Here is a 13,607-nt window from a genome sequence, read left to right on the forward strand (position 1 = left end):
GTAATAATTGTTACTATAAAATATGAAATTTTTGCTTTTAGAAGGGGATTAAAAACTAATGTATGTGAAAAAAGGTGTTAACTTATGGGACAAATTTATAAATGTAAGGTTTCTGTAAGCTTTTAAAAAAACTGCTGTAAGGATGGGAAGCTATGATAGCCATAGCGCAATAAAGTATGAAGATAAGGAGTTTTAAAGAATGAATCCATCCGTTACTCAAAAAGAGAGAATTGTTTCCTTAGATATTATTCGTGGGCTAGCGTTATTTGGCATTTTGTTCATAAATGTAGCAGCATATCAGATAATAGTAGAGGAAGGACCGATGCCTGATTATAGTGGAATTAATGGTATTATTGATACGCTTATTGATATTTTTATTGAGAAGAAATTCTTTTCGATTTTTTCATTCCTCTTTGGTGTAGGTTTTTATATTTTTGCTTCACGTGCAGAGTCTCGTGGCGATAAGCCAAGATGGCGTTTTGCAAGACGTTTACTAGCTTTATTGTTAATTGGCATTGTTCATATTTTTATTTTCTGGGGCTCTATCCTTGCTTTCTATGCAGTAATAGGTTTTTTCCTCATACCTTTCTATAATGCAAAGATTTCAACAATTAGTAAATGGCTATTTGCTATCATTACTGTTCATGTCTTGTGCATTCTTGGACAAATATTGATGCCAAATCAAGAAGCCTTTTTAACTGTTTTTGCTTTAATAGGAAATGATGCAATAACTATTTTCATCATGTTTTTAACTGGTTTTTTAGTAGCAAAAGCTGATTGGATTAGTCATGTAAGTGAATACTCAAAACAAATAAAATGGATACAATTTGTGACATTCCCACTCTTTGTTGGCATTTCGATATGGATTTGGTTTGCCTCTCAAGGGGATTATCAATATCTAAATTCCGTTATTAGTTTAGGGGTAATTCCAACAACGTATTTTTATTTAGCTTGTCTATTTGTTATGTTGGAGAATAAGAGAATCGCGAAGCTCCTTAAGCCAATTGGACGAGTTGGTCAGATGGCATTTACAAACTATTTGGCTCAAAGCTTTATTGGCCTAGCTATTATTTCTTTAATGGGGCTTGAAGTTGTTTCGCCTTCTGATGTAGTGATCATTGCCATCTTAATTTTTGTTATTCAAATTATCTATAGTGTGATCTGGTTCAAATTCTTTAAAATAGGGCCATTTGAAAAGGCATGGCGCTTTATGACATATGGAAGAAAAGTAGTGCCGAATAAATAAACAATTTTATGCGAAACTCTCTGGTGGTAAATGCTTTCAATCCGCCGGGGGGTTTTAGTGTTATGATAATATGTATGAATTTGTAAAAAATGAAACCTAACGAAGGAGACATCCGTAAAATAGGTATCGAAATAAAGGAGAAATATGATATGACAAAACAAATGAAAAAATACATAGCAGTAACAACAGCGTCATTTATGGCTATGCAATTAGCTGCGTGTGGGAATACAGAAACCCAGACTGTCAAAGAGTCTACTGCTACTACAGATAATACAACGGAAGAAAATAATACTACAACAGCAGGAAATGGTGTGCAAAGTGTTTATGACAGCGACATGGCAAATGCATGTGATAAATGGAAAGAAAGTGACGATGGTTCGTTTGAATGTTTAGATGAGAATTCGCCGCATTATGCACATCATTTCTTTAATGGGCTTATGTATGCAACTACCGGCGCAATGATAGGAAGTGCCATTTATAAAAGTCGCAATCTAAGAAATGGTACAGATAGAGAGGATAAAGGTGGCAGTTCAGCAGTGCCACGTACTACTCGTAGCAATACTAGCGAAAGTAAAAATACAAATTCAAATGGAATCACGACGAATGGCTCTCAAAATCCGTCAGGTACAACATCTAGTAGCTCAAATAACACAACAAATAGCTCAAATTCAAATACAGGCGGTTCCAAGTCTTATTCGAGTGGTAAGCGTTCATTCTCCAATAGCTCAGGTTCATCAACGAATAGTTCTAATTCTTATTCAAATCACTCATCATCCAGCACAGGGAAATCAGGTTTTGGCTCAGGTGGTGCCTCTCGTGGTGGCTCTTCATCTTCTTAAAAGGAGAACTCAATATGGACAATCATTTTCAACAACGCCAAGCGTTTTATTCTCGATTTCCTAATTTCTTTCCTGACTTTGAGGATCTAGAGTATGCCTTATACGATGTGTTAGATTTACCTAAAGAGAAAATCGATGAAATTAAGTATGCATCAAATATACTTTGGAAAATATTTTTGAAGGTTGGTAAACAATTTAAGCACTTATCGGATGAACAACTTTTAGCACTAGGTATTCGTTCTGAAATGCTGCCATACATCCAATTAGATTACTTACAGCAACAATCGATACTAGCTCGCTTTGATTTCATTTGTACAGAGGACGGACAAATAAAATGTCTTGAATTAAATGGTGAAACGCCATTTCTTGTCCAAGAAACCTTTGAGATAAATGAAGCACTTTGTCAGTATTTAGGATTTGATAGTCCGAATGATGTTTCGGCATTACATAAAACCTTATCTGGTGCACTCTTTGCTGCTTTGCATTATTTAAATGATTTGAAAAAACCTAAAATCGTCATTACAGGGAAAACGGCTTCGGAAGATTATGAGGAATATTGTCAGGTACAGTTTTTAAAGAAATGTATACCTTTTGATGTAGAATATGTGCCTATACAAGAGCTAATAATTTATTCTAGTGATACTGCTAATATAGCTCGAGGACTTTATACGCCTGCGATGGAGAGAATTGATATTTTGTATCGGCCTGCACACCCAGTAGAGTTTTTGATAGATGATGTGTCTTCCGATGGTGATCGTATTGGTCTGCATTTACTGGAACTTGTAAAAGATGGACAGCTTGCTATTATCAACGCACCCGCTGCATATGTGCTGCAATCGAAAATTTTATTGTGGCTAATTTGGGAACGAAAAAATGATCCACTTCTTTTTGATGCAGAAGAACGTGCGGCTATTCAAAAATATATGTTGCCAACGTATCTTTCAGCAGAGCCATTTGTTCAGGAAAACTTGCCGTTTGTAAAGAAACCTGTCTATTCACGAGAAGGTAATACAGTAGAAATTTATGCAGGGGATGGGACTAAAACGAATGCCTCTGAGTATACCCATTATGATGATAATTTGTTTATTTATCAGCAGTATGTGGAAATGCCCTCTATAACGATAAAGCTCAAGAATGGATTACAGACAAAAAAATGGTTAATCGGTTCATTTATCGCTGATAATCGGGCATGTGGCTTATCATGTAGAGTAGGCAATCAAATTACAGAATGGGATTCTCACTGGTTAGCCGTTGGATATAGGGAAGAAACCTAAAAAAATCGGCGAGACTTTCTATAAAGTTTCGCCGATAATTATTTTACTCGTTCCAGCCTTTGCAGACGTCAATCCATTCTTGATATGGAGTATAGGTTTCTAGTTCAGAAATAGTAAGCTCAATGGCGGAGTTGCTACTACCGCATGCAGGGAATACAGTTATGAAGCGTTTAAGTGATTCATCTAGATAAATAGCAACGCCCTCATTTACGCCAAAAGGACAAACGCCTCCTACCTCGTGTCCAATCTTTTCAAGTACTTCATCTTTTCCAAGCATTTTTGCCTTTGTACCAAAGACAGCTTTATATTTTGCATTGTCGACTTTGGCATCGCCCGCAGCAACAATTAATATCGCGCCATCGTTCACAAGAAACGATAAGGATTTCGCAATGCGTTCAGGCTCGCAACCGAGTGCTTGTGCTGCTAGTTCAACTGTCGCTGAGCTTTCATTTAGCTCCTGTATTTTGTGTTCAACATTCCATTGTGCAAAATGTTCACGTACTTTTTCAATGGACATATGTAATACCTCCTTACAATACTACGCTTTATTTTAACATAATTTTCAGAATATATTATTGTTTATCTTCCGAATATAACCTATTATAAATTCGAGTGGTATAAAATCACACATCAGGAGATGGAATCCAATGATTATGAAAGTGCTTCAGTCACTGTTTGTACTAGTAGGATTACTATTTTTTACAGGGATAGTCGCTCTGTATATAATTTTTAATGGTGCGCTACATTTTAAGGGACTACTCTTTACCGTTCCATTATGTATATTCGTACTATTTGTTTGTTTAGTTTTTGATTGGTTGAAAACGAAGAAGCGGAAGATATGGTTAGCTGGGGTAATGGGCATTGCGCTATTGATTGCCTCAATTGCGCCTATTCAATACTACTACAAAATGAGTATTCCAACTGTTGATGCAGAAATTGACGTGTCAGCCTATCAGCCATTTACCGAGCAAAATAAAGTTGTAAAGTTAGATGTAAAGGCTTCATTACAATTAGTTGAGTCACTGCCACGCTTAGATGGGGCGACGGCGATGTATCCATTGTATGCGGCTTTTGTAGAAGCGACATATCCAAAGGGTTACTATCCATATGATAGAAGTAGAGTGATGGTGAGTCGTACACCCGAAGCTTATCAAAATTTGATTTCGGGAGATGTTGATCTGATATTTGTGGCAGCACCATCTGAATCACAGAAAAGGCAAGCTGAGATGGAGGACCTACTATTTGATATGACTCCTATTGGTCGAGAGGCCTTTGTCTTTTTTGTTAATCATAAGAACAGCGTAGAGAATTTATCACTGGAACAGGTTAAGCAAATATACGCTGGCAAAATTACGAATTGGCGCGAAGTCGGTGGTGAAAATGATACGATTCGTGCCTTTCAACGTCCAGCGGATAGTGGTAGCCAAACAACACTTGAAAGAATGATGGGAGATACACCAATCATGGAAGCACCTGCTGAAAATGTTGCAACTGGTATGGGTGGTATTATTCATGAAGTATCACAATATCGTAATTATAAAAATGCTATTGGCTACACGTTTAGATTTTACTCAACGGAAATGGTGAATAACAAAGAAATTAAATTATTGTCCATTGATGGGATTGCGCCTACAAAGGAAAATATTCGTAATGGTACATACCCACTCGTATCTGAATTTTATGCTGTTACAGCAGGAACAGATAATCCTAATGTAAAGAAGTTTATCGACTGGATTGTATCAGATGAGGGACAAGCGTTAGTTGAAAAAGTTGGCTATGTACCGGTGGAAATAGACTAAATAGTTTGCTATACTAGTATTACAATCAAATATGATAGTTTTCTAGGGTTCCGTAGCAAATGCTAGTCTGGTCCGAGAGAAAACCACAAATTGATTTTGTGACACGGAAGGATAAAAGCCTGGGAGGTACTGCTTACAGCAGTGCTCCGAAGGCTTTTTTTTTGGGCAACTGAGGGAAAGAAGTTAAAGAAGAAGCACAATTCAAGGCCACCGAACTGCTCGGGTAAGCGGAAGAAGTGATCGGGTAGGCCACCAAACTGATCAGGTGTGCCGTAGAAGTGCTCAGGTGGGTCAGAATAACCGCGTCAGAACTGCTCAATAAAAGTCATTCATCCGTGTCTAACAATAAAATGGAGGAATTCGAATGAACAAACAATGGTTAAGTGTTATAATTGCTGCTTTTTTTGAAGTCGGCTGGGTTATTGGCTTAAAGCATGCAGGGAATGCACTCGAATGGGTTGGTACTGCGATTGCAATTTTTGTTAGCTTTTATTTACTGATTAAGGCGGGAGAAAGTTTACCAGTCGGTACTGTTTATGCAGTGTTCGTAGGCTTAGGGACAGCGGGAACAGTTTGTGCTGATAGCTTACTGTTTGGAGAGCCATGGAAGTTAGCCAAAATTTTATGTATCGTCGTTTTACTTGCAGGAGTAGTTGGCTTAAAGCTTGTCACAGGTGAGCCTAAAGATAAAGAGGTGAATCAATAATGGCATGGATTGCATTAGTAGTTGCAGGACTATGTGAGATGATGGGTGTTTATATGATTAGTAAATATAATGAAGCTAAAAGTATAAAAAATTTAGTGTTATTGATTTTTGTATTTACCTTAAGCTTTGCTGGGCTTGCATATGCCATGGAAACATTACCAATGGGTACAGCATATGCGATTTGGACAGGAATTGGAGCGGCAGGTGGCGCTTTGCTCGGAATGTTATTTTTCAATGAATCCAAGGATTGGAGACGGATTGTTTGCATTACTCTTGTTTTAGGGGCAGCGATATTTTTGAAATTATTATCTTAGTTAATAGTCATCTCGCATCGGTCTAATCACTGCGGGGTGACTTTTTATATCCTACTCAACGACAAAAATTCGCTGTTGCTTTAAAAAGAAATATTTAAAACATTCAAATATTATGTATTATTTGTTAAAATAAGGATTTGTATATTTCGTGTTTAGGAGATATAAAAATTTACTTAGTAGACGTTAATTAGTCGTATTCTGTTCAGATGAAAAAACCTTTAAAAAAAGACAGACAACCTTCCTTCAGTTGTCCGTCCATTTTTAATAATTATTTTTTTACATCCTTCGTCCATTCAGCCACTTTGTCTGCATTGGCTTCTACCCAATCTTTCGCAGCCACTTTTGGATCTTTACCATCCATAATTTCTAGCATAACACTCTCTAAGTCTTCTGATGTCCAGTGGAAGTTATCTAGTACAGAATATACATCTGGTTGGTCTTCTTTTAAACCTTTACGAGCGAATGTGTTAATCGTTTCTTCGCCACCATAGACGCCTTTTGGATCTTCTAAATATTTAAGATCATATTTAGCGAATTTCCAGTGAGGGGACCAGCCTGTCACGATAATGTCTTCTTTATTTTTAATTGCTTTAGCAAGAGAAGTTGTCATAGCACCAGATGAAGAAGTTAACAAATTCCAACCTGCTAAATTATCATATTCATCTAAAGCTTTTTCAGTAGCAGCTGTAATCCCAGCACCAGGCTCGATACCCGTAATTGTGTGATCTGCTTGATTTTTTAAATCCTCAATCGAATTGACGTCCATATAGCTTGGTACTACTAGACCTATTTTGGCACCAGAAAGGTTTTCACCTAGCTCATCAAGATTATCCTTATATTTTTCGTATTGTGGGGCATGTGTATTTGGTAACCATGCTGCAACCATACCATCTGCTTCACCTTTTGAAACAGCCTCCCACATAATTGCATTATCAAGTGGTGTTAATGTTACATTGTAGCCTAAATCCTCTAGCACCTGACCAACTACATTAGTTGAAGCAATTTCTGTATCCCATTCAACGTAGGCTAGATTGACGTCCTTTGAGTTACCATTGCTCTTACTTGAATCATCACCACTACATGCAGCTAGCAACAAGCTAAGCCCTAAAGCCATTCCTAATTTAGTTAATGTTTTCAGTTTCATCGAATCTTCCTTTCATATATTAATAGATTTACTCAGGTCAAACTACAAAACGTTAATCTCAACAGTTAAAAACTAAGATTTCTCAAACTTCCTTTTTTCTATACAGCTTTCTTCTTATTAAAGCTTTGCGTTAAGCGGTCTATAACAATGGCGAAAATTACTAGACCTAAACCCGCAACAAAGCCATTCCCAACCTGTGTACGTTGTAGTGCCGTTAATACTTCACGTCCTAGACCAGGTGCACCAATCATTGAGGCAGTTACAACCATTGACAGTGATAACATAACCGTTTGGTTAATCCCTGCCATTATAGTTGATTTTGCAAGTGGGATTTCTACTTTAAATAGTTTTTGGTTTGAAGTACTACCATATGAATCCGCAGCTTCTACTAATTCTTTTGGTACTTGGCGAATTCCTAGGTTCGTCATACGTACAGTTGGTGGTAATGCGAAAATAACGGATGCAAATACGCCAGGTACTATCCCAATACCAAAGAAGGCAACGGCAGGAATCAAGTACACGAAGCCAGGCATTGTTTGCATGAAGTCGAGTATCGGCTTAATCACATTTTCTGCTACATTTGACTTGGACATTAGAATGCCAAGAGGAATACCTAAAATGATTGAAATGATACTTGAGAAGAGCACGAGCGTCGTTGTTTCCATAAGATGCGTCCATAAGCCTTGATTATAAATAAATAACAAACCAATTAATGAAAACGTTGCGAGCCCAAATTTTTTGCCGGTAACGAAAAAGGCAAAAATCACAACAAGTAAAATAAGAATAATCGGGGGAATGCTCACTAATAAATCAGTGACCTGATTCATGAGTAGTTTTCCATTTTTTTGAATCAAGTTAAAAAACACTGAAAAATTACTCGTCAACCAGTCCATAACTGATTCTACCCACGGTCCTAGTGGTATAGCCGGGATATCGTCTAAAAATTTATTCATGTGCAACTGCCTCCTCATCGCTAGTTGAAAGTGCTTCGATGACAACGCCTCGGATAAGAACACCAAGTAAGCGCTCATCTTTTACAACTGCAATCGGAGTAGGAGAATTATGAATCATGCCTAAAATATCCTGTAAAAGCATATCTGGTGGAACGGTTAACATTTCTGATTGAACAATTGCATGTACCGTTTGTTCTTGTCTTTTAGCTGCAGCTCGTGCGTCATCAGCAGTAATATAGCCTTTTAGATGTCGATTTTTGTCAACAGCCATTAGTAAACTAACCGTTTCTTCGCGCATTCTTTTAAGTGCTACGGTCGGTCCATCTACATCTACATTGACATATACAGGTCGAACCATGGCATTTTCAGCTGTTAATACTTTAGAGCGATCGACATCTTCTACGAAGGTTTTAACATAATCATTTGCAGGATTTGTTAAAATTTCTTCTCCAGTACCAATTTGAATGATTGAACCATCTTTCATAATGGCGATACGATCCCCAATACGTAATGCTTCATTCAAATCGTGCGTAATAAATAAAATTGTTTTCTTCAATTTGCTTTGTAAATCAAGTAACTCATCTTGCATTTCTTTTCGAATTAATGGATCGAGTGCAGAAAAAGCTTCATCCATTAGTAATATTTCAGGGTCATTTGCAAGTGCCCGTGCTAATCCAACGCGCTGTTGCATACCACCTGATAATTGACTTGGATATTGGTCCTTATAAGCAAGTAAGCCTGCATTGTCGAGAGCTTGCTCAGCTTTTGCTTGCCGTTCTTCTTTTGAGATGCCTCTGATTTCAAGGCCATATTCAGTATTTTGAAGAAGTGTACGATGGGGGAATAAGCCGAAGTTTTGAAAGACCATACTCATTTTGTTTCTTCTTACATTACGTAAACTCTCTTTGCCCATTTTAGAAATATTTTCTCCATCGATATATATATTTCCACTTGTAGGCTCTATAAGTCGGTTTAAAAGTCTGATAAGCGTTGACTTTCCACTTCCTGACAATCCCATGATGACGAAGATTTCACCTTCATTTACAGTAAAGCTTGCATCGTATACACCAACTGTTGCACCTGTTTCTTTTAAGATATCAGTCTTGCTTTTTTGTTGCTTGACGAGTTCTAATGCTTGGGGAATATGTTTCCCGAAAACTTTAGAAACATGTTCCACTTTTATTTTTTCCAATAGAACCACTCCTTTCGTAGATCAATTTCGCCTTGGCGTAATGGGTGTTGCTTCACTTACGCACAGGTAAATTGCCATTTGACGTGGCAATCATTAGGCTGAGTTCCCTTATTTCAGTAGGTGTTTGGACATCCACTAAATAAAGAAAAATGCTATTTGAGGATAATGATACCCAAATATAAACAAGTAACAACTTAACCCTAACAAAGAGTTGTTACTTTTGTCAAATCGACAAAATAGAAAAAATCCGCTTAAACGCTGTTATATCAGCGTTTAAGCGGATTTTAATTTGGATATAAAAAGCTCTGAACTCGAGCGAAACTTTCATCATTTCCGATAAAGTAAATGATATCTCCTTCTTCCAAAGAAACATATGGACCAGGTGATAGTAACAATTCATTTTTACGACGAATTCCGACAATCGTACTAGATGTATTTTGCCAAAAATTTAATTCTTGTACTGTTTGGTGGATACAAGGGCTTTCAGCTGTCATCTCTAATTGATAAGGAATAAACGGATTGACGGATCGGAAATGTTCAGTTCGACTAATAAGTTGTTTGGTCTTTTCCTGTAGATTTATTAATTCTTGGTGTTGCTTCTGAATGCTAGTCATAAGCTCATGTTGTAGTTCATGGACAGATTGAACATCCTGGAATTGTCGGACAAAATATGCAGCCTTTTCATATGAGATAATAATAACCCCACTACCTTTAGAGGCCTCCACGATTTCCAAGTCCTGCAAAACGGCAATCGCTCTTCTTGCAGTTTCCGCAGAGACATTGTATTGGCTAGCTAGAGATGATCTTGCGTAAATTTTATCGCCAATTCGATATTTTCTTTCCACGATTTTTGAAGCCAAATCGACAGCTATTTGCTGATATTTTGGCTGTTTCACCTGCACATTTTTTTCTAATGGCATTCTAAACTTCCTTTCGTCATTACAGTTACCTCAGCTTATTATAGACTAGCCTGCACAGAAAAAATAGCATCTCCATAAGCTAGTAGTATATGATAAAAACGTAATGTAGCATTTTTTGTTTCTAATTAGTTTTTGTTAATAGAGTAGGAGTTGTAGTTTGACAGCTGTTAGTTATTATTATAAACTAAGTTACGTTATGTAAGTAAAGTGAAAATACAAGTGCTCAGTTAGTGGGTTTAGCTAGCTGTTAACAATAGAAGGTTGGAGAAAATATGACAATTACTACTAAAGTTTTGGATATAGTGAAAGACAAAATGACGATCGTGAAGCAATCTGAAACAGAAAGTATTTGCCTAGTTGGTCCAGTGAAATTACCGGTAAAACAGGGTGAATTTTCAGCGACATTTCAATGGTATAACTGGTTAAAAGTAAATGCTAATCTCTCAAAAGAAGAAATTATTGATGAATTAGCATCTGCAAACTTAGCTTTTTTACAACAGTCATCAGTGCTTGTTTATGGAGATTTCGAACATGCAGAGAATGCTTTAATTCGCATGCATAGCATTTGTCATACAGGTGATATTTTTGGAAGCCAGCGCTGTGACTGTGGTTATCAATTACATGAATCGATGAAAATGATTGTGGAGCATGGCTGCGGTGCCATTTTCTATTTAGCTGATCATGAAGGCCGTGGCATTGGGCTATTCTCGAAATCGCTTGCTTATTTATTACAAGAAGAGGGGTTAGATACGGTTGAAGCAAACCATGCTCTTGGCTTCCCAGACGATACCCGTTCTTATGAAGATGCCATAACTGTGTTAGCTACACTTCGTTCAAAACCAGTTACACTGATTACTAATAATCCAAAGAAGCTTGCCGCATTACAGGAACATGGTTTAGCAGCGGAAGGACATGTCCCATTATGGGGAGGATTAACGGAGACAAATCGTTTTTATTTAAACACAAAAGTAGAGAAATCTGGACATTTGCGCGAAGAGAAGTGAGTGGAGGAACGAAGATGACAACAGATGAAAAATATATGCAGTTAGCACTTGATTTAGCCGCTAGTGCAAAAGGAAATACGAATCCTAATCCGCTAGTAGGGGCTGTAATCGTTAAAGACGGTGTCATTGTTGGAACAGGTTTACACAGAAAAGCAGGGGAACCACATGCAGAGGTGCATGCATTCCGTATGGCTGGAGAACATGCTAAAGGTGCGACACTATATGTAACTCTTGAGCCATGTTCACATTATGGAAAAACACCTCCTTGTGCAAATCTAGTGAAGGAATCAGCAGTTAGTCGAGTGGTTGTAGCCATGCAAGATCCAAATCCTGCTGTTGCTGGACGGGGTATTCAACTGTTACGAGATGCGGGTATTGAGGTAGAGGTGGGTGTTTTAGAAGCTCAATCTCGCCGTTTAAATGAACGTTTTATTCACAATATGCTAACAAAACGACCATTTATTATTTCAAAATATGCGATGACTTTAGATGGGAAGATAGCTGCTCATACAGGACATTCCAAGTGGGTAACTGGTGAGGCAGCGCGTGAGGATGTTCACCGTATTCGTCATGAGGTGGATGGTATTTTAGTTGGTGTTGGTACTGTTTTAGCTGACAATCCATCCTTAACGACAAGATTAAAAGGAGATTACGGGAAAAATCCAGTGCGTATTATTATGGATAGCTCACTTCGTACACCAGCTCATGCCAATGTTCTGAATGTAGAAGAAGCGAAAACCATTATTGTATGTAGTGAGAATGTCAGTCGAGAAAAAATAACAGCATTTGAAGAAAAAGGCGTGATGATATTACCAGTTCGACATGAATCTGAAGGGCTTGTTGTTGATGATATGCTTGAAAAACTATATCAATATGGCATTACGGATATTTTAGTAGAGGGTGGAAGTACGATAAATTCTTCATTTTTACAGCAGGGTGCTATTAATAAATATGTGATTTACATAGCGCCGAAGATTCTCGGCGGTCGTTTATCATTAACACCTATTGCTGGTCAAAATCCATCCTCTATGGATGAAGCATGGGATGTAGAATTTGCTTCGTTCGAGCAAGTTGGGCAAGATTTACGTATTATTGCTTATCCAAAGATAGGTGAAGAAAAGTGAATTATCAAGCAGATGTTTGTATTGTAGGGGCTGGGCCAGGTGGAACACTTCTATCGCACTTACTAGCGAAAAAAGGTCTTTCCGTGATACTACTGGAACAAAACGCAGCACTTGGGCAGGCATTTCGTGGTGAACATTTAAATGAGGAGGGTGAGGCTGTTTTAAAAAGTCATCAGCTTTTTGAAGCAGTCGAGTCACTCGGCTTATTACGTATGGGTAAGCTTGAATATTACGCAGAAGGTAGTGCATTTAAAACTATTTTTCCTGATGAAGCTGTAGGACATTTAGGGATTCATGTACCGCAAGCAAATCTATTAAAGGGAATTTTGCAAGAAACACAGCATTTTCCGCACTTTTCTTGTTTTCTGAATACGAAGGTGACGAAGCTCATAGTTGATTCTTTGGGCAGATATACGGGTGTCATTGCATCAAAAGATGGGGAAACATTTGAAATTAGTAGTCAGTTAATAATCGGTGCTGATGGTCGTTACTCTACTATTCGTAAGCAAGCACACATCGACTTTCAAAAGCATAAACATGGCTTTGATTTATTGTGGGCAAAAATTCCTGCCCCTCAAGGATGGGAGCCATCGATTAAAATGGCATTAATAGGTGATAAACAGCTATCATTATTTACGCAGGTAGGTGGGTTCATTCAAATCGGTTGGAATATTGAACAAGGAAGTTTTCCTCAACTCAGAAAAAAAGCATGTACACCATTTATCCAACAGCTTTCAGATCAATTTCCGGAACTATCTGATACTGTTAATGAGCATATAAGATCTTGGCAAGATTTTGTATTACTCGATGTATTCAGTAGTCATTGTAACTGCTGGGGGACAAAGGGGCTTGTGCTATTAGGGGATGCTGTTCACACGATGACACCAACTGGGGCATTTGGGCTCAATAGTGCACTAAAGGATGCAGATTGTCTTGCGTTACTATTAAATAAAGATACACTTGTTCATTTTAACGTACAAGATTTTCAACAAATGCGCGAGCAAGCCATTGAGGAAGTATTAGCGAAGCAAATTGAAAATGAGCAAACATTTGCAACAAACTTCATAAACAAGGCTTCTTGAAGGGAAGAAA

14 protein-coding genes and 1 riboswitch are annotated in these 13,607 nt (G+C 37.7%); of the genes, 9 read left to right on the forward strand and 5 right to left on the reverse strand.

What is annotated here, in order from left to right; translation table 11 throughout:
* Nucleotides 1–199 precede the first annotated feature (199 nt).
* From ACQKMV_RS04060 to ACQKMV_RS04070, 3 genes are all read left to right on the forward strand, one after another.
* Entirely contained in the window at nucleotides 200–1,246 is a 1,047-nt protein-coding gene (locus ACQKMV_RS04060) for a DUF418 domain-containing protein (protein WP_427502464.1), read from the forward strand.
* A 149-nt stretch (nucleotides 1,247–1,395) separates the two neighbouring features.
* Entirely contained in the window at nucleotides 1,396–2,085 is a 690-nt protein-coding gene (locus tag ACQKMV_RS04065) for a hypothetical protein (RefSeq protein WP_427502465.1), read from the forward strand.
* Nucleotides 2,086–2,099: 14 nt separating this feature from the next.
* Nucleotides 2,100–3,359 carry a glutathionylspermidine synthase family protein gene (locus ACQKMV_RS04070; protein WP_427502466.1) on the forward strand — a complete coding sequence of 420 codons (1,260 nt, stop codon included), beginning with the start codon at nucleotides 2,100–2,102 and terminating at the stop codon, nucleotides 3,357–3,359.
* A gap of 43 nt (nucleotides 3,360–3,402) precedes the next feature.
* Here the strand turns inward: ACQKMV_RS04070 and ACQKMV_RS04075 are convergent, their stop codons facing one another.
* Nucleotides 3,403–3,876: a YbaK/EbsC family protein gene (locus ACQKMV_RS04075; protein ID WP_427502467.1), complete on the reverse strand. Its 474-nt coding sequence runs from the start codon at nucleotides 3,874–3,876 to the stop codon at nucleotides 3,403–3,405.
* Between the two features lie 133 nt (nucleotides 3,877–4,009).
* Here ACQKMV_RS04075 and ACQKMV_RS04080 point away from each other — a divergent pair, with 133 nt between their 5' ends.
* The 3 genes from ACQKMV_RS04080 to ACQKMV_RS04090 all read left to right on the forward strand — a co-directional run bounded on the left by ACQKMV_RS04080 (nucleotide 4,010) and on the right by ACQKMV_RS04090 (nucleotide 6,178).
* Nucleotides 4,010–5,158: a PstS family phosphate ABC transporter substrate-binding protein gene (locus ACQKMV_RS04080; protein WP_427502503.1), complete on the forward strand. Its 1,149-nt coding sequence runs from the start codon at nucleotides 4,010–4,012 to the stop codon at nucleotides 5,156–5,158.
* Between the two features lie 31 nt (nucleotides 5,159–5,189).
* A riboswitch (guanidine-I (ykkC/yxkD leader) is annotated at nucleotides 5,190–5,286 on the forward strand.
* 236 nt (nucleotides 5,287–5,522) lie between these two features.
* Nucleotides 5,523–5,864 carry a DMT family transporter gene (locus ACQKMV_RS04085; protein ID WP_427502468.1) on the forward strand — a complete coding sequence of 114 codons (342 nt, stop codon included), beginning with the start codon at nucleotides 5,523–5,525 and terminating at the stop codon, nucleotides 5,862–5,864.
* Nucleotides 5,864–6,178, forward strand: coding sequence for a DMT family transporter (locus ACQKMV_RS04090; protein WP_427502469.1), 315 nt, complete (start codon nucleotides 5,864–5,866; stop codon nucleotides 6,176–6,178). Before ACQKMV_RS04085 ends, ACQKMV_RS04090 begins: the two co-directional genes overlap by 1 nt.
* A 268-nt stretch (nucleotides 6,179–6,446) precedes the next feature.
* Here ACQKMV_RS04090 and ACQKMV_RS04095 read toward each other — a convergent pair whose 3' ends face one another.
* The 4 genes from ACQKMV_RS04095 to ACQKMV_RS04110 all read right to left on the reverse strand — a co-directional run bounded on the left by ACQKMV_RS04095 (nucleotide 6,447) and on the right by ACQKMV_RS04110 (nucleotide 10,387).
* Nucleotides 6,447–7,322 (reverse strand): glycine betaine ABC transporter substrate-binding protein, encoded by an 876-nt coding sequence (locus ACQKMV_RS04095; RefSeq protein WP_427502470.1) that lies wholly within the window; start codon nucleotides 7,320–7,322, stop codon nucleotides 6,447–6,449.
* Nucleotides 7,323–7,420: 98 nt separating this feature from the next.
* Nucleotides 7,421–8,275 (reverse strand): ABC transporter permease, encoded by an 855-nt coding sequence (locus ACQKMV_RS04100; RefSeq protein ID WP_427502471.1) that lies wholly within the window; start codon nucleotides 8,273–8,275, stop codon nucleotides 7,421–7,423.
* A complete protein-coding gene (locus tag ACQKMV_RS04105; protein WP_427502472.1) occupies nucleotides 8,268–9,467 on the reverse strand; it encodes a quaternary amine ABC transporter ATP-binding protein in 1,200 nt (399 codons plus the stop codon). The genes ACQKMV_RS04100 and ACQKMV_RS04105 overlap by 8 nt, the downstream gene beginning before the upstream one ends.
* 284 nt (nucleotides 9,468–9,751) lie before the next feature.
* Entirely contained in the window at nucleotides 9,752–10,387 is a 636-nt protein-coding gene (locus ACQKMV_RS04110) for a TrkA C-terminal domain-containing protein (RefSeq protein ID WP_427425305.1), read from the reverse strand.
* Between the two features lie 272 nt (nucleotides 10,388–10,659).
* Between ACQKMV_RS04110 and ACQKMV_RS04115 the strand changes: the two genes are divergently transcribed.
* From ACQKMV_RS04115 to ACQKMV_RS04125, 3 genes are read left to right on the forward strand one after another with little or no spacing between them, the layout of a single operon-like run.
* Nucleotides 10,660–11,391, forward strand: coding sequence for a GTP cyclohydrolase II (locus ACQKMV_RS04115; protein ID WP_427502473.1), 732 nt, complete (start codon nucleotides 10,660–10,662; stop codon nucleotides 11,389–11,391).
* 14 nt (nucleotides 11,392–11,405) lie between these two features.
* Nucleotides 11,406–12,515, forward strand: coding sequence for a bifunctional diaminohydroxyphosphoribosylaminopyrimidine deaminase/5-amino-6-(5-phosphoribosylamino)uracil reductase RibD (ribD, locus tag ACQKMV_RS04120; RefSeq protein ID WP_427502474.1), 1,110 nt, complete (start codon nucleotides 11,406–11,408; stop codon nucleotides 12,513–12,515).
* Nucleotides 12,512–13,597 carry an FAD-dependent monooxygenase gene (locus ACQKMV_RS04125; RefSeq protein ID WP_427502475.1) on the forward strand — a complete coding sequence of 362 codons (1,086 nt, stop codon included), beginning with the start codon at nucleotides 12,512–12,514 and terminating at the stop codon, nucleotides 13,595–13,597. The genes ribD and ACQKMV_RS04125 overlap by 4 nt, the downstream gene beginning before the upstream one ends.
* The last annotated feature ends 10 nt before the right edge of the window (nucleotides 13,598–13,607 follow it).

It is taken from the genome of Lysinibacillus sp. NPDC094403, assembly GCF_050278745.1.
Classification (GTDB): Bacteria; Bacillota; Bacilli; order Bacillales_A; family Planococcaceae; genus Lysinibacillus.

What these genes read in the sequence shown, in the direction of transcription:
- ACQKMV_RS04075 (WP_427502467.1), bottom strand. Translation starts at nt 3,876, where the DNA reads ATGTCCATTGAAAAAGTACGTGAACATTTTGCACAATGGAATGTTGAA.
- ACQKMV_RS04115 (WP_427502473.1), top strand. Translation starts at nt 10,660, where the DNA reads ATGACAATTACTACTAAAGTTTTGGATATAGTGAAAGACAAAATGACG.
- ACQKMV_RS04095 (WP_427502470.1), bottom strand. Translation starts at nt 7,322, where the DNA reads ATGAAACTGAAAACATTAACTAAATTAGGAATGGCTTTAGGGCTTAGC.
- ribD (WP_427502474.1), top strand. Translation starts at nt 11,406, where the DNA reads ATGACAACAGATGAAAAATATATGCAGTTAGCACTTGATTTAGCCGCT.
- ACQKMV_RS04100 (WP_427502471.1), bottom strand. Translation starts at nt 8,275, where the DNA reads ATGAATAAATTTTTAGACGATATCCCGGCTATACCACTAGGACCGTGG.
- ACQKMV_RS04065 (WP_427502465.1), top strand. Translation starts at nt 1,396, where the DNA reads ATGACAAAACAAATGAAAAAATACATAGCAGTAACAACAGCGTCATTT.
- ACQKMV_RS04060 (WP_427502464.1), top strand. Translation starts at nt 200, where the DNA reads ATGAATCCATCCGTTACTCAAAAAGAGAGAATTGTTTCCTTAGATATT.
- ACQKMV_RS04085 (WP_427502468.1), top strand. Translation starts at nt 5,523, where the DNA reads ATGAACAAACAATGGTTAAGTGTTATAATTGCTGCTTTTTTTGAAGTC.
- ACQKMV_RS04090 (WP_427502469.1), top strand. Translation starts at nt 5,864, where the DNA reads ATGGCATGGATTGCATTAGTAGTTGCAGGACTATGTGAGATGATGGGT.
- ACQKMV_RS04070 (WP_427502466.1), top strand. Translation starts at nt 2,100, where the DNA reads ATGGACAATCATTTTCAACAACGCCAAGCGTTTTATTCTCGATTTCCT.
- ACQKMV_RS04110 (WP_427425305.1), bottom strand. Translation starts at nt 10,387, where the DNA reads ATGCCATTAGAAAAAAATGTGCAGGTGAAACAGCCAAAATATCAGCAA.